General features: G+C 28.9%; 15 protein-coding genes. 10 read left to right on the top strand and 5 right to left on the bottom strand.

The features are described 5' to 3' along the window. Positions 1–31 precede the first annotated feature (31 nt). Positions 32–583 (bottom strand): TetR/AcrR family transcriptional regulator, encoded by a 552-nt coding sequence (locus B3Z56_RS06115; RefSeq protein ID WP_346878457.1) that lies wholly within the window; start codon positions 581–583, stop codon positions 32–34. A gap of 219 nt (positions 584–802) precedes the next feature. Here B3Z56_RS06115 and B3Z56_RS06120 point away from each other — a divergent pair, with 219 nt between their 5' ends. The 3 genes from B3Z56_RS06120 (at position 803) to B3Z56_RS06130 (ending at position 6,680) form a co-directional block, all read left to right on the top strand. Beyond that, a complete protein-coding gene (locus tag B3Z56_RS06120; RefSeq protein ID WP_346877731.1) occupies positions 803–1,504 on the top strand; it encodes an ABC transporter ATP-binding protein in 702 nt (233 codons plus the stop codon). Positions 1,505–1,514: 10 nt separating this feature from the next. After that, positions 1,515–4,922, top strand: a complete 3,408-nt coding sequence (locus B3Z56_RS06125) for an FtsX-like permease family protein (protein ID WP_346878458.1) — start codon at positions 1,515–1,517, stop codon at positions 4,920–4,922. A gap of 408 nt (positions 4,923–5,330) precedes the next feature. Continuing rightward, entirely contained in the window at positions 5,331–6,680 is a 1,350-nt protein-coding gene (locus B3Z56_RS06130) for a B12-binding domain-containing radical SAM protein (RefSeq protein ID WP_346877198.1), read from the top strand. Between the two features lie 129 nt (positions 6,681–6,809). On the opposite strand, the gene B3Z56_RS06135 is transcribed toward B3Z56_RS06130, so the two are convergent. From B3Z56_RS06135 to B3Z56_RS18025, 3 genes are all read right to left on the bottom strand, one after another. After that, positions 6,810–7,103 (bottom strand): hypothetical protein, encoded by a 294-nt coding sequence (locus B3Z56_RS06135; RefSeq protein WP_346878459.1) that lies wholly within the window; start codon positions 7,101–7,103, stop codon positions 6,810–6,812. Positions 7,104–7,335: 232 nt separating this feature from the next. After that, the gene (locus tag B3Z56_RS06140) at positions 7,336–8,229 is read right to left on the bottom strand and encodes a hypothetical protein (protein ID WP_346878460.1); all 894 of its coding nucleotides are present in this window, start codon (positions 8,227–8,229) and stop codon (positions 7,336–7,338) included. 291 nt (positions 8,230–8,520) lie between these two features. Continuing rightward, the gene (locus tag B3Z56_RS18025; RefSeq protein WP_414633082.1) at positions 8,521–8,901 is read right to left on the bottom strand and encodes a LytTR family DNA-binding domain-containing protein; all 381 of its coding nucleotides are present in this window, start codon (positions 8,899–8,901) and stop codon (positions 8,521–8,523) included. A 616-nt stretch (positions 8,902–9,517) separates the two neighbouring features. Between B3Z56_RS18025 and B3Z56_RS06145 the strand changes: the two genes are divergently transcribed. Together B3Z56_RS06145 and B3Z56_RS06150 are read left to right on the top strand one after the other, a co-directional pair. Next, positions 9,518–10,006 (top strand): cysteine hydrolase family protein, encoded by a 489-nt coding sequence (locus B3Z56_RS06145; RefSeq protein ID WP_346847234.1) that lies wholly within the window; start codon positions 9,518–9,520, stop codon positions 10,004–10,006. A 60-nt stretch (positions 10,007–10,066) separates the two neighbouring features. Continuing rightward, entirely contained in the window at positions 10,067–10,240 is a 174-nt protein-coding gene (locus B3Z56_RS06150) for a hypothetical protein (RefSeq protein ID WP_346878461.1), read from the top strand. Between the two features lie 61 nt (positions 10,241–10,301). Here B3Z56_RS06150 and B3Z56_RS06155 read toward each other — a convergent pair whose 3' ends face one another. Continuing rightward, positions 10,302–11,318, bottom strand: coding sequence for an AraC family transcriptional regulator (locus B3Z56_RS06155; protein ID WP_346878462.1), 1,017 nt, complete (start codon positions 11,316–11,318; stop codon positions 10,302–10,304). 174 nt (positions 11,319–11,492) lie between these two features. Between B3Z56_RS06155 and B3Z56_RS06160 the strand changes: the two genes are divergently transcribed. Genes B3Z56_RS06160 through B3Z56_RS06180 form a run of 5 tightly spaced genes read left to right on the top strand, consistent with a single transcriptional unit; the run spans position 11,493 to position 16,436 of the window. Then, positions 11,493–12,437 (top strand): ABC transporter substrate-binding protein, encoded by a 945-nt coding sequence (locus B3Z56_RS06160; protein WP_346877204.1) that lies wholly within the window; start codon positions 11,493–11,495, stop codon positions 12,435–12,437. Next, a complete protein-coding gene (locus tag B3Z56_RS06165; protein WP_346878463.1) occupies positions 12,424–13,416 on the top strand; it encodes an iron ABC transporter permease in 993 nt (330 codons plus the stop codon). The genes B3Z56_RS06160 and B3Z56_RS06165 overlap by 14 nt, the downstream gene beginning before the upstream one ends. A 1-nt stretch (position 13,417) precedes the next feature. Then, a complete protein-coding gene (locus tag B3Z56_RS06170; protein ID WP_346847246.1) occupies positions 13,418–14,425 on the top strand; it encodes an iron ABC transporter permease in 1,008 nt (335 codons plus the stop codon). Next, a complete protein-coding gene (locus B3Z56_RS06175; RefSeq protein WP_346878464.1) occupies positions 14,426–15,214 on the top strand; it encodes an ABC transporter ATP-binding protein in 789 nt (262 codons plus the stop codon). It abuts the gene before it with no gap. A gap of 1 nt (position 15,215) precedes the next feature. Continuing rightward, a complete protein-coding gene (locus B3Z56_RS06180; protein ID WP_346878465.1) occupies positions 15,216–16,436 on the top strand; it encodes an MFS transporter in 1,221 nt (406 codons plus the stop codon). The last annotated feature ends 106 nt before the right edge of the window (positions 16,437–16,542 follow it).

Raw genomic sequence — 16,542 nt, forward strand, 5'->3', positions numbered from 1 at the left:
AGCTTTTTAGCTTATTTATTTAGTTATAATATTAAGGTCGAAAAGAGATAATACTATTTATAATGTTAACTATTTCTTTAGGAGATTCCTTTAAATCATTGTCTAGCCATGTTTGAACAACTGAAACAACCCCTCCTACAGAGTATTTTATGAAGTAATCTAAAAATTTATCATCTACTTTTGAATCCCTAACTAGCTTATCAATTTTAGATTTACTTGCTACGTAAATAATACGGTCCATAATGTTGTTTTCCATTTGTTTACTGAATAAAATCTGGCATAATTCTTTGTTTTCTTCAATTAATTCAAGAGCTTTAAGTAATAAAACATCTTTGTATTCTTCAACTGGGGTTTCTTCGATATATTCTAAGATTTGATTAAATAGTTCATCCTCTAATGATTTAAGTAAGTCATAGGTATCTTTATAATGGGTATAAAAAGTTCCCCTATTAATATCTGATTTTTTGCAGATATCAGTAACGGTAACTTCATGAATTTTCTTATGTTTAAGTAAGTCAATTAAGCTTTCTTTTATTATTTTTTTAGTATATAAAATTCTTCTATTTCCTTTAACTCCTGCCATTTAACTCATCCTTTTTTAGTATTTATTAAAGTAATTATTAATTATATGTTATTAAATAAACAAAATTCGTTAAAATGTATATTTAATAACACTATAAAAATATGTGATTATTGTAACTAATCCATATATTATTTATACTTGAATTATAGCATTAACTAAACAAGGTGTCTATTTAATGACATTGAGTATTTAAAGGTAGTATTGATTAGGGAGGGCAACATGTCATACATAGAGATAAAAGATGAATATAAAAGATACAAGGTTGGAGAAACTACCATTGCAGCAAATAATGGTATTAATTTTTCTATAGAAAAGGGAGAGTTTACTATTATTCTAGGACCAAGTGGTGCAGGTAAAACAACTGTGCTCAATATACTTGGAGGAATGGATACTTGTGATGAAGGTGAAATAATTATTGATAACGTTGATATATCTAAGTTTAACAAGAGACAGCTCACTAAGTACAGAAGACATGATGTGGGGTTTGTATTCCAGTTTTATAATTTAGTTCAAAATTTAACTGCAAAGGAAAATGTGGAATTGGCTACACAAATTTCAAAGGATGCTTTAGATGTAGATAAAACTCTTGAGTTAGTGGGACTTGATCATAGAAAAAACAATTTTCCATCTCAATTATCAGGAGGAGAACAGCAAAGGGTTTCTATAGCAAGGGCTATAGCTAAAAATCCTAAGTTGCTATTATGTGATGAACCAACTGGAGCCCTTGACTATAAAACAGGAAAACAGATTTTAAAGACATTACAGGATACATGTAAAAACACAGGGACAACAGTAATTGTTATAACCCATAATTCAGCCCTTGGGCCTATTGCAGATAGAGTTATAAAAATTAGGGATGCAAAGGTTACAAGTGTTGAAGTGAATAAAAATCCTGTTTCAGTTGAAGACATAGAGTGGTAGAGGGTAGAAGATGAAAAATGGAGCATATAAAAAATCAATAATAAGGGAAATATTATCTTCTAAAGCAAGGTTTATATCAATATTTGCTATAATTTTTTTAGGAGTTGCTTTTTACTCTGGAATTAAATCTAGTGGACCAGATTTAAAAGAGTCCATAAATGAATTTTTTAGAGAGCAAAATCTAATGGATAGCAAGATAGTGTCTAGTATAGGTCTTAATGAAAATGATTTAAAGCTACTTGAGAATAAGGATGAAATTTTAGATTACTTTGGAACATCTAGTATAGATGTAAATTTAACTAATATAAATAATGTGGTTAAGTTTATGGAATATAATAAGAAGGACTTTAGTAATATAAATAAATTTATTGTTACAAAAGGGAGATTGCCTGAAAATAGTGGTGAGATAGCTTTAGATGAAAATGCTTTAAAGGAAGATAAAAATTTAAAGATAGGTGATACCTATACCATAGAATCTGATGAAGAGCTAGATAAATATTTTAAGAAGAAAACTTTTAAAATTGTTGGATTTGTACAAAGTCCCATGTATATAGAAAATATATCTAGGGGAACAACTACCGTTGGAAAAGGAAGTGTAGACTATTTTGCAATATTAAATAGCTTAGATATATCCATGGATGTGTATACGGAAGTATATGTACGATTTAAAAATGTAGCTAATCTTGGTGCATATAGTGATGAGTATAAGGATAAGATGGAGGAAAATAATAATTATCTTAAAAACCTATACTCAAAAAGAGTGGTAGAAAGAATTGAAGAAGTAAAATTAGAGGCAGAAAAGGAGCTTAGTAAGGCTTATAAAGAAATAGAAGATGGTGAAAAAAAACTTGAAGATGCTGAAAAAGAATTAGATGAAGGTAGAGCAAAGCTTATTAATGGTAAAAATCAATATGAAGAGTTTGCAGAAAAGTATCAGCAAGAAATCAAAGCTGGTGAACTGAAATTAATTGAAGGTGAAAGAGAGTTAGATAAGGGTCAGAAGGAACTAGATAAACAAAAAGAGCAATTTTTACAGGGTGAGAAACAACTTGAGGCAGGAAAAATTCAACTTGATAATGCTGAGGAAGGATTTTTAAACCAAGGAATTGATCCAACTAAAAGCACGATAGAGTATGAAAATCAAATAGATAATTTAGAACTTTTAATAGGGACATACAATACACTTTCTAATGATATGAGAGAAACAGCAAAGAACACTAAAGATGGTGAAAAAGTTTCAAATGAAAAAATTCAGTATTGGAAAGGTGCTTTATCTAATCCTGATTTAGGATTAGGTGAATTAAGTAACTTAGTAAATAGTTTAGAAAAAGACCCAACTAATGTTTCTTTAGTGACTAGTATGGCACAAGGAGTAGAAGGTGCTAGTAAAAGTGCAAGGGAAAATAAGTCTAAGGTAGAAACTTTAGTGGCTGGAATAACTCAGTATCAACAAGGTATAATTGCCTATGAGGAGAAAGTTAAAAGCTTTAATGAGGGCAAGATACAACTTGAAGCAGCTGAAAAGCAATTAGTTATAGGGAAAGAGGAACTTATCAAAGGCAAAAAAGACCTTGAGGAAGGTAAAAAACAAGGACAGTTAGAACTTGATAAGGCTAAGAAGGAACTTGAGGCTTCGGAGAAAAAACTTCTTGATGGAGAGAAGGATATCAAGGAGAATAAAGCAAAACTTGCAGATGGGCGAAAAGAGATAGATGAAGAAAAGGAAAAATTAAATGATTTGGATAATAGTAAGTATTATTTCTTTGATAGAAATGATAATCCGGGTTATGCAACTTACAAAGGATCAATTGATAGCTTAGATAAGATAGCTTCAGTATTTCCTGTGTTTTTCTTTCTAGTTGCAGCACTTATATGCTTAACTACAATGACTAGGATGGTGGAAGAAAATAGAGTGGAAATAGGAACACTAAAGGCTTTAGGATATAAGGATTTAGAAATAGCTAGGAAATTCATAGTTTATGCAGCATTAGCTAGTATTGTTGGTAGTGTTCTTGGAATTGTAGTTGGAAGCAGTATCCTTCCATATATAATTAGTAAAGCTTATTCATCTGCATTTGCATTACCAAAGGTAAAAATAAACTATTATCCATCTTATATAATTCAGTCTTTAGTAGCTTCAATACTTTGTACAGTAGGAGCATCATTAATTGTATTAAAAGAGGAATTAAGAGAAAATCCTTCTGATTTAATGAGAATAAAAGCTCCAAAGGTTGGTAAAAAGATATTATTAGAAAGAATTACACCTTTATGGAAAAGACTGAACTTTAATCAAAAGGTTACCTTTAGAAATCTTTTTAGATATAAGCAAAGGATGTTAATGACAATACTTGGTATATCAGGATGTATGGCTATGCTTGTTGCAGGGATATCTCTTGAAAAATCCAATTCTTCAGTTATGGACATTCAATTTGGGAAATTATTAAAGTATGATGCTATGGTAGTATTTGATGATAATAATAGTAAAAAAGAAGATGAGGAATATGAAAGTAGTTTAAATAACTTAAAAGGATATGAGAGTAGCTTAAATATTCATCAAGATTCAGTAACCTTCATTAAAGAAGGTGTAAGTAAGCAAAGTGCTATTATGTATGTACCAGAAAATATAGATGAGCTAAATAAATATATTTTGTTAAACCATAGAGAAAGTGGAACTAAGTACAAACTATCAGATAGTGGAGTAATTATAAATGAAAAGCTGGCAAATGTTTTAGGGGTATCTGCTTTAGATTATGTAACTTTAACAGATTCGGATAATAATTCTCATAAGGTTAAAGTAGATAACATAGTAGAAAATTATGCTGGACATTATATATATCTATCACCATCCTATTATAAAGAGATATTAAAAAGTGCTCCAAAATATAATGCACAATTATTAAAGTTGAATTCTAATAGAGAAGATGATAATAAAATATCTACTACCCTTATGGAAAATGATAAAGTAGTAAATGTTACCCTTGCTTCAAAGCTAAGAAGCTTAAGTGAATCTGCTGATTTAGGCTTAGTTATGATAGTAATAATAGTTGCTTCAGGAAGCTTGGCATTTGTTGTATTATATAATTTAATTAATATAAATGTATCTGAACGTATAAGGGAGATATCTACCATAAAGGTACTAGGATTTTATGATAATGAAGTTGCCATGTATATATTTAGAGAAAATATAATACTAACAATATTAGGAATACTTGCAGGGTCAGTTATGGGTAAAATATTATATGTATTTTTAGTGAGTACAGCAGAGATGGATAATATGATGATGATACCAACTGTAGACATGAGTAGTTATGTAATCTCTGGATTAATTACAATGTTTTTTGCCATATTAGTTATGATAATGATGCATATAAAATTAAAAAATATAAATATGATTGATGCACTAAAATCCATAGAGTAAAGTTTAAATTAAAGGGAGTCGCAAATTGCGGCTCTTTTTTTTATCCAAAATGTTAGGTTAAAAGTAGTATTTTTTTATCCCATATCTACCATACCTAATACTCTCATCTTTTTCAAAGTGTGAGTAAAGAACTCTGTTTATGATCTTATCATGGAACTAAATAGATATCCTTAATTGTAAATGGAGATGCAACCCTAAGTTGTAAATCGAGATGCAACCCTTATTTTTAAGATAAAGAGATATTGCTTTAAAGAATAAAAATATATTGAAAAACAATAAAAGCAATGGTATCATATATAAATAAAGAGTGAAATATTGGTAAATTACTACTGGTTTGTTACTCTGTAAAAAGAAAGTAGTAATAGATATTTGTTACTATGATAGCTTTTGAAAAGGAGACAATTTATTGTGAAAATAAAGTTTATTTTACCAGCATTAGAAGAGGCAAAAAGTCCATATTGGAGGCCTATAAAATATTCACTGTTTCCTCCTTTAGGCTTGGCTACTTTAGCATCATTGTGTGATGACTCAGATGAAATAGAAGTAGTTGATGAACATATAGAAGAAATAAATTTAAATGATGAACCTGATTTAGTTTGTATTGAAAGTTATATAACTAATGCTAATAGAGCTTATGAAATTGCAGATTTTTATAGGAAAAGAGGAATAAAGGTTGCCATTGGTGGAATTCATGCAACATCATTACCTATAGAGGCTAAGAATCATGCAGATACTGTATTACTTGGTCTTGGAGAAAGAAGTTTTCCAGAGTTTTTAAAGGATTTTAAAGAGGGAAATATTAAGGAGTTTTATGAGCAGGGGGAAGTTTCATTAGATAATCTACCTCTGCCAAGAAGGGATTTATTTAAACAAGAGAAGTATTTAGTTCCAAATTCCATGGTCTTTTCAAGAGGGTGTCCTAATAAATGTTCCTTTTGTTATGTTAGTTCATTTTATAAGGGTGGAAAATCTTTTTTTGCATATAAAGTAGACAGGATATTAAAAGAAATTGAAAGCATGAAAGGGAGACATTTATATTTCCTTGATGATAATATATTTGCGGATAAAAAGTTATCAAGGCAAGTTTTCAAGGAAATGAGGGGAATGAATAGAGTTTTCCAAGGTGCAATAACTGTGGATTCTATTCTTCAAGATGATACAATTGATCTTGCGTATGAGGCTGGATTCAGGAGTGCTTTTATTGGGTTTGAGAGTATTAATAAACAGAACTTAATTCAAGCTAATAAAGGGTCTAACATAGGAAAAGATTATAGTAAAGCAATAAAAAAATTAGATGAATTAGGAATAATGATAAATGGAAGTTTTATTTTTGGACTGGATAGTGATACTTTAGATGTTTTTGATAGAACTACAGAATGGGCTATTAATAGTGGGATAACTACAGCAACTAATCATATTCTTACTCCGTATCCTGGTACGGGTATTTTTAGTAAAATGGATGAAGATAAGAGAATTATTACTAAGGATTGGAGACTATACGATACTAGGCATTTAGTATTTAATCACCCTCATATTACAAAAGAAGAAATGGAAAGTGGATATAATAGAGCTTATAAAGATTTTTATAGGTGGAGAAATATATATAAGGCATCAAAGGAACATGAAGAACTTAAAATGAGATTAAAACATTTCACCTATTCAGGGGCATGGAAAAAGTTTGAGCCAGTATGGAATTTTCTAATTAAGAATGAACTTCTTTCAAAGAGTAGAAGTACACTAGTAAGAACATTAAAGTAATTGAGTATTTAATGTAATAAGTAAATATCAACATGGATTAGCAATTATATATTAAAATGTAGCATAAAAGTTAAAAAGTTCCAATATTTTAATGTTGGAACTTTTATGGACTTCATGATAATATTTCAGTTACATATTATTACCAAGATTACAGTGTAATGTTAAGGAATCTTCAGAGAAAAGCCATAGTTGTGGATTTGTTGGATTGAATATCCACTTTTTGTCTTTTATATTGTAAGTTAGTGTTGCGGTAGTATCAATATGATGATGCATTGTTTCAACTATAACTTTTATAATGATTGAATCATCACCCTTTAATTTTTTTCTTATACGACCGCCACTTTCTAAATAGAACTTTATATCATTATTAAGTGACCAAGCCTGATTTTTATTACTAGAATTATAAATATTAATATCAAACATTTCATTCCTCGCCTCCTACATATGATTTATAATATCAATAACATTTAAAACTTAATCAAGGATATTACCCATTGTTGGTACAAGATCACCTATAATCTTTGAGTTGTATTCCTTAGATTATGCTTTAATTGGAAATGTTCTATCATCATTATAATTAATAGGATTCTTGGAATATTGAAAAAATAAAAGAACCCTATTAATTATAGGATAATATTGTTAATAAACAACTAAATTAGGATATTGCTATACGTGGATAATTATCTAAATTAATATTAGTACCTAATAAAAACTCTCCTGTAGGAAGTTTTGATTCAATATTAAGAATCTTATCTATTGTATTAAGGCAATCAGTATATAACTTTCCTTGTGCCTTATCTAGAGCTGCTTTAAATTTAGTATAATCACTAGTTTTAGTATCTAAGACTGATGCTTTTAATGCACTAACACGAGATTCAAAATTAAAGTTAAAAGTTACATACTGTGTTTTTGAACAGTCATTTATAAATTCAGTTTGAGTAGCATTAACAGAAATATAGTAGTATTTTACTTTAGGAAAATAGATTAAATCTTTTCCAGTATTAATACCTTCATGACATTGACTCATTAAAGCTACCTCAAAATTTTTTTCTTTTTTTTCCCAACATGTTCTTAGTGTCTTACCAACTCCTTTTATGAAGTTTGTAATATCTGTTATTAATGCTTCGGGAAAAGCAACTGCATCAAAAATCATCTTAAACACTTCTGTACTAAATTCAGCGACAGCCTGTTTACTACTATAATTTTCAGTTTTTATCTTAAAACCAGCTAATCCACCAGCATCAACTAAAATATTTTCCATAAGATGTGTAACAGATTTGCTCCATTGAGAGGTAGGGGGTATATCATCAGGTAAAACCGCTTCAGGATGATCTTTTAGGTATGTATATACCTGAATACGTAGTGAAGAATAAAAATTACATATTTTATCACATAACTCTCTTCCTGGCTTATATTCAGTACTTTTACCTATAATCTCATTTGTTAGATTTACAAATGAGATTAATCCGTCAGAATCGCTAAATTTGCTTTCATCCTCTTTTAGATTGTTGTGATTTAAAATTAAGTCTAGATGATTTATACTTTCCATAATGTAAATTCTCCTTATTTTTAAATTTGTTTTGTATATTTAGAGTGTTTGGTAAATATTCACTAAAAATATAATTTGTATAACTTACGTTAACTCCCTTTACATAGGTTTGTAAAAAACTATTACATCCCTTATTGGTTTAATTGAAAGGTTTTTATTAGGTCAACCCTGTTGTATCTACACGTGTAATTTACATTAATATTATAAGGTCAATTTATTTTCAATATACTATTTAGTCCGTGAAAGTAAAATATAAGCATTAAACATCATAATATGGGTTCAAACTGCAAATTACCAGCAAACGATTTTTTTAAAATCTTTTATATATTTCCTTCCTACGGGTAATGTTTTTGTGTATTTTTCTAATTTTAAATCAAAGGTATAATTATAAGATGGGATAATTTCTAACACTTTTTCAAGATTCACGATATAGCCTTTATGACATCTAAAAAAGTTCCCATAGGGAAGTTTTTTTTCCCAGAATTGAAGTGAGTGCGGCACAGTATATATACAATTATCAACTGTAATGATTTTTATTTCATTGCTATAAGAATAAAAGTATAATACATTTTTTAAGTCAATAAGAAACTTTTTATTTTCTTTGGTAGCAATTATTTTTCTTAAAGGTAATAAATATGATACATCGCTATCAGTATTTATGACTGCTTGGATACCTTTATTTTTTAAAAAATTCTATTAGTTCATTTTCAATAGGTGTTTTAGAATTATAAATTATAGAATTCATATTTTGTTACTCTCCTTTATTTTAATTTTTTATTTTTTAAAATTTATGAAATATTAGATTCTGTTATGAATAATGATTCATAATACGTAAAATTTATAGTAGAGTATAAGGTTTTATATTATGATATGTTAAAAAATATTAGTAAAAATGAGGGGAAATTATTTAACATTACATTTGCTTATTTCAATCATCTTATAAACATGGTATAGAAGATACGCTTACTGTGAAAAATAAATGTAAAATTATTCTATATTATAACCACAAAAATACTTACAAAACATTTTACTTATGCAGGTGCATAGAAAAAATTTGAGCCAGTATGGAATTTTCTAATTAAGAATGAACTTCTTTCAAAGAGTAGAAGTGCATTGGTAAGAACATTAAAGTAATTACTATTTAATTTAGGTGGTTTTATTTTTCAAAAAGTTGGGACTATTAATATTTAATGTATTATAATTAAATGGTATATATTTGTTAAATGCTAATATGAATTTCAATATATTTTCATGGGTAAGGTATAAAAATTTAAAGGGGTGTATAAGAATGAAAGCAGCGTTTCTAATAATTGACATGCAAAAAGGATGTTATGACTTTTGTAAATGTCAAAGAGAATTTGATGATGCAGTAGATTATATAAATGAGGCAGCACGTATGTTTAGGGAAAAAGGATTGCCTGTTGTTAAAGTATTAGATATTGAAGTGGGAGATGGTCCTGGTTCTGAGAAGTTTGAATTTGTTGATTCTATTAATGAGAGTACAGATGATATTGTTATACATAAAGAGTATAATAATGCATTTTTCAAGACAGAGCTTCATGATAAGCTTCAAGAACTTGGAGTTGAATTTGTTGTTATAAGCGGATTTGCAGCAGAGTATTGCGTATTATTCTCTTATAATGGAGCAAAAGAAATGGGATATGGAACATCATTACTTCAAAATGGTATTGCAGGGGTTGAATATGAAGAAGTGAAAAAAATGCAACTCTTAAGACCAGTAATTAGTCTTGAGGCATTAGAATATTTTTTAAAGTAAGAAAAGCTTAGTGCCTAGGCACTAAGCAATCCTCAGAACAAAAGCAGATAATCCAAAGCTTTGATTTGGTGTAAGTCACTTTGGCAGCGTGCTTATTTTGTTTTAGAACTATTGGATGAAATTTATGATATGAATTTAAGAGGCAAAAGCACTATTCTTTTAGGGATAGAAGCTTTTGCCTTTGCTATTAAGTGCTTGTTAACTCCAAGAAGTCTAATCTCAGAAGATTTATAGAACAAAACTACAGTAATTTCGCTATATACATCATTTTTAAGTTATATATCCATGGATTTCGTTATTTTGTTTTTCTGAATTTCAATGGAGTTTTTCCATAAGTCTTTTTAAACATTTTAGAAAAGTTTGCAGAATAATTATAACCAACTTTTTGAGATATTTCTTCAATACTTAAATCTGTGGTAGATAAGAGGTTTGCAGCAATATTCATTTTAATATGATTGGTGTATTCCCCAATGGACATATGATAATGCTTTGAAAATCCTGCTTTTAATTTTTGTTCGTTCAAAAATACCATCTTACTTAAAGTACTAATATTAGGAGGGTTATTATAATTTTTTTCTAAAATATCATGGACTTTTTGAATAGCATGGATATCAGACGAGGTTAGTTTTATTATTCTGTTAGCACCAATATTAATATTTCCATAGTTAATTTGATTAGTAAAAGCATTCTCAGGTTTAGTGGACTCATTTATTAATATAGCTATGCACTCTAAAATTTTACTTTCTAGATAAATACTATTTAAGGAATTTTCATAAGTTAAACTTTGTAACTGATTAATAATATCTATAATTCCTAAGGGTAGATAAGTATAGGTATAATTTTTAATAAAAGAATCAAAATCCATTATCTTTGGAAAGTTAGGTTTTATTATTTCTTTAAAATAATTTTCGTATATAGTGATTTCAGTTCCATGAAAATGTTGTCCTTTTTTCCAATGCTGTTCACCTTTTAGATTTTTTTCAATGACAAAGAAGGATGAAGGGGTAAAGGATGAAACAGGATTATTTTCAATTTTAAATTCTGTAATTCCTTTATAAACTAAACCAAAACGCATTAAATATTCAGGATTATCAAAGTATATGGAAAAATCCTCAGGTATTGTATAGTCTGCAATACCTAAATTATAATAACCATCTCTTGAATAAGTAATTAAGTGGCCAAGTTCAGGCTTATTTTTATTTGTATATTTATTTTTATTTGTATATAAAGTATAGTTTTTACTTTCAATTTTACTAAAGCATAATTTATTTAAAACCACAGATTTAAATTCTTCACTAGATTTTACTATCATAAAAATCCTCCTTCTTATAAATAATATTATATATAATTTGTAATTAATCAAGGGAAAATACTTTATTTAGATGTAAAAATAATTAAATTAGGTGCAAATATTGTTATGATAATGATAATCATATACAATTAGCTTTGTTAATATAAGAATTTAATTATTGAAAGGAAGATATAGATGAAAAGAAAATCAGTATTAAAAGCAATTCTAGCTACCTGTATGACATCAATGATTTTAGTTGGTTGTTCAAATACTTCAACTGTAGAAGAAAAAAGTAAAACCGTTACAGTAACAGACGTTAGAGGAGAAGTTGAAATTCCAGAGAATCCTGAAAGAATAGTTGACTTAAGTGGTAATAGTGATATTTTATCAATTTTAGGATATAAGGTAATCGGAACTGCTAATAGTGATGCTTACGATTATACAAAATTCCCTACATATTTAGAAGAGACATTAAAAGGTGCAACTATATTAGGTTATAGCATGCAAGATACTATGGATGTTGAAGCAATAATGAACTTAGATCCAGACTTAATTGTCATATCAACAGTGCAAGAAAAAATGTATGATCAATTAAGTGAAATCGCTCCAACTGTAATGATTAAATTAGAAGCTTTAGACTGGAAGGAAGATGTTAAGTCTTTAGCAAAGGTATTTAATAAAGAAGAGGCTGCAAATACTTGGTTAGAAAATTACGATAAAAAGTCAAAAGAAGTTGGAGATAAGATTAAAGAAACTTATGGTAAAGATACAACTTATTTATCTTTCTTAGCTAGTGGTGGTCAATTCTATGTATTTGATGGAGCAGGTTTTGGTAATGTTTTATATGAAGATTTAGGATTAGCTAAACCTGAAGGTATGCCAGAACAAAATGATATAAGTTTACCAGTGGTAACCTATGAAGGATTAGCGTCAATAAAATCAGATTATATATTTGTGATTGCAACAGATGAAGATTTAAAAGTACTTGAAGAGAATGGGGTATGGAATAATTTACCTCAAGTAAAAGAAGGTAAAGTTGTTAAACTAGATTCTTCACCTTACTTTGTACAAGGCTATAGTTCAATAGGTAGACAAGTGCTTTTAGACGAAATAATGGAGATGTTAAATGAAACAAAATAATAAAAATACAATAACTTTTATAGTTTGTAGTATTTTTATTCTAATAATCGGTGTATTCCTAGCTATTAGTCTAGGAGTCACCAATATTGGAATATCAGAAGTTTGGAATAGTATTTTTAATTATAGTGAAACTATAGAACCTATGCTAATCAGAGATATGCGTATTCCTAGGGCCCTTACAGTGTTACTCACAGGGGGGATTTTGGGAGTGACAGGAGCTATGATTCAAGGAGTTACAAGAAATCCAATAGCAGAGCCGTCCCTTCTTGGAGTAAGTCAAGGGGCAACTATGGTTATAGCTATATTTTATGCTGTTGGGATTACTATAAATACTACAAATGTTATGATAGCTTCATTAATTGGGGCAATCTTTAGTGGAATTATAGTGATGGGATTTACATCAAGAAAATCAAATAATAGATCTATAGCAAAAATACTTTTGGCAGGTACTGCTATGAGTACTTTCTTTATTTCTTTAACAACTATAATAGGACTTTTATCAAATAAATCTCAGTTTATTGCTTTTTGGGTTTCAGGAGGTTTCAGAAATGCAACCTGGGCAGATTTTAATTTAGTTGCAATAGTTGGAATCCTAGGTTTAATAATAGCTATTTTCCTATCAGAGAAAATAAATATTCTAAGCTTAGGGGATAATGTGGCAATTAGCCTTGGGCAAAATCCAGAAAAAATAAGACTAATAACTTTCCTTGTTATGATACCAATGTGTGCAGCGGCTGTGGCTGTTGGTAAAAATATAGCCTTTGTTGGACTTATAGTTCCACAAATAGTAAGAAAAATATTTGGAGAAGATTATAGAAAAAATATACCTTTTTCTTTCTTGTTAGGTGCAATACTATTAACTTATTCCGATATAGCTGCAAGAATGGTGTATAGTCCTTATGAAACCCCTATTGGAATTTTTACAGCCTTAATAGGTGTTCCATTCTTTATAGCTGTAGCAAGAAGGGAGCGAGGTTGATATGAAAAGAAAAAGATTTAAAATAATAATCTCAATGTTATTTATTTTATTACTTGCATCTTTAATTATGTATTTATGTTGGGGAACTTATAAAATATCACCTTTAGATAGTATAAAAACTTTATTAGGTCAAGGAACAAAACTTCAAAATGCAGCAATTTTAAATCTTAGACTCCCTAGAATGTTAGTTGGAATTTCTGTGGGTATTGCTTTATCTACAGCAGGAGCACTGTTGCAGACTATAACAAAAAATGATCTAGCAGATTCAGGGATAATTGGTATTAATGCTGGAGCAGCAGTGGCAGCAGTTATATTTGTTTCATTAAAAACTTTAAATTACTATAGTACACTTGGCCCTCTATCTGTTTATGTATTACCATTTATGGCCATTATAGGTGCAGGAATTTCAGCCACTATAATTTACTTATTATCAAGTAGAAATGGAGTTAAACCAAAGAGATTACTACTTATAGGACTTGGCCTAAATGCGGGATTAAATGCTTTTATTACCTTCTTTACTTTTAGAGGTGGAGTTGGTGATTACAATAGAGTATTAATTTGGACATCTGGAAGCCTTTGGGGAGCAGGATGGAACTATGCAAAAGTAATTATTCCCTTAGTTACTTTAATGTTTATGGTTGTATTATTGGATTATAAAAAGTTAGATGCTCTTAATTTATCTGATGAACATGCAATTTCTCTTGGCTTAAACTTAAATAGGGAAAGAAAAAAGTTTTTATCCTATGCGGTTATTCTTGCTGGTGGAGCTACAGCTTTTGCAGGAAATGTAGGATTTATTGGATTAATATCTCCTCATATAGCAAGAAAGTTAGTTGGGCCCTATCATAAAAATTTCTTATGGGTATCTGGAATTATAAGTATAGTAATAGTTTTATTTGCTGATGCAGTTTCAAGAAACTTATTTTCTCCAATTGAAATACCTGTAGGAATCACAATTTCAATATTCGGAGTGCCATATTTTATTTATTTAATGATGAAGGAGAAATAGATGGAAGCTATTAGTGTAAAAAATTTATCAGTAGCCTATGAAGATAATCTCATAATAGATGATATGAATCTTTCCATTCCTAAGGGTAAGATAAGTATTATTATAGGGGCAAACGGATGCGGAAAATCAACTCTGCTAAAAACAATAGCAAGGGTAATAAAGCCTAAAAATGGAGATATCTTTATAAATGGAAAAGATATAAAAATACAAAAAGAGAAGTATATAGCAACACAAGTGGCCTTTCTACCTCAAGGCCCTGTGTGTCCAAGTGGAATTACTGTAAAAGAATTAGTTGCTTTTGGAAGATTTCCACATCAAAAACTCATAGGTGGACTTAAGGCTCATGATAAAGAAATTATTGATTGGGCAATAGAGGAGACAGGACTTACGGATTTTGCAGATAGAGAAATAGAAAATTTATCTGGAGGACAAAGACAAAGGGCTTGGATTGCAATGACCTTAGCACAAGAAACAGATATAATTATGCTAGATGAGCCAACCACTTATTTGGATATGTCTTATCAGCTTGAAGTATTACAAGTGTTAGAGAAATTAAATAAAGAAAAAAACATTACTATTATCATGGTGTTACATGAGTTAAATAATGCTTGTAGGTTTGCAAGTAATATTATCGGACTTAAAAAAGGCAAGGTTATTTGCCAAGGTACCCCTATGGAAGCTATAACTAAAGAAAACTTAAAAGAGATTTATGGAATTCATGGTAAGTTGCAATTAAGTGAAAATAAAAATTACCCTATATGCATAGATTATGAACTTATAGGGGGATAAAATGAAAAACAAAAACTTTACTATAGTGGTTACTGGACAGATAATATCTTTATTTGGAAATGCAATTCAAAGATTTTGTATGTCCTTATACATTTTAGATTTAACAGGAAGTGCCGCTATTTTTTCAAGGATATTGGCAATTTCAACTATTCCATACATATTATTTGCACCTATTGCAGGACTATTAGCTGATACAGTAAATAGAAAAAAGATAATGGTTTACCTTGATTTTTTCAGTGCTGGGTTAATGGCTATATATTCAATAATATTGATAAGTGGAAGAGATAATATCATAATAGTAGGAAGCATTATGTTCATGCTATCTACTATTTATACCTTATATAGTCCTTCTGTTACAGCTTGTATTCCACAAATAGTTGAAAAGGATAAACTAGCTACAGCTAATGGAATAATTCAACAAGTTGGTGCTATAGTAAATTTAGTTGGGCCTATAGTCGCAGGTTTATTATATAGTTTTATTGAGATAAAAACAATCGTAATAATAAATGCTATCAGCTTTTTTATTTCAGCTATTATAGAGCTATTTTTAGAAATTCCAGATTTGCAGTTAAAGGAAAAAATAAAAAAACCTATTTTACAATCTTTTAAGGAAATGAAAAAGAGTTTTATTTATCTAAAAGAAAAAAAGAAAATTGTCTTAGGAATTATAGTTTCTTATGGTTTAACTAATATTTTTGTAGTACCAATTCTAAGTGTTGTATCTCCTTATTTTATTAAAATAAAATTGAATATGCCTTCAGTTATATATGGTTTTGTAGAAGCAATATTTGTTATAGGAATGATGCTAGGAGGATTATTAATAACATTTAGACCTAAAATGTTTAAGATGAAACACATACACAAAACTATGTATCCTATGGTAGTAGCTATTGTAATTATAGGGATTTCCACTCATTTAACTAGAACAAATAAATTTATTGTTTTAGGATTTTATTCTATAGGAGGTCTTGGAATAATGTTATCACTAGCTTTATCTAACATTATATCTTTAACCTATATTCAACAAGAAATAAAAGAAGATATGCTAGGAAAGGTAAGTGCTTTTTCTACTGCTATTGCAACAGCAAGTGTTGCACCTGGTCAGTTAATATATGGACAACTTATAGATATTAATTTAAGCATTTACAATATCCTATTATTAACTTTAATTCTAAGTATAGGAGTAGTTTGGTTTATAAAATTGAATGTTAGGGAAATTTAAGATAAGGAATCTTCCTAGGGTGTTTATATATAAGGTTAACAAAACATAATCATATAAAAAATACACTAGTAATTTTATGTGATTTAGGCTTAAATAAATATATAGA

Origin of the sequence: Clostridium sp. UBA7791 (assembly GCF_002480755.1) — a bacterium.
GTDB lineage: Bacteria > Bacillota > Clostridia > Clostridiales > Clostridiaceae > Clostridium_J > Clostridium_J sulfidigenes.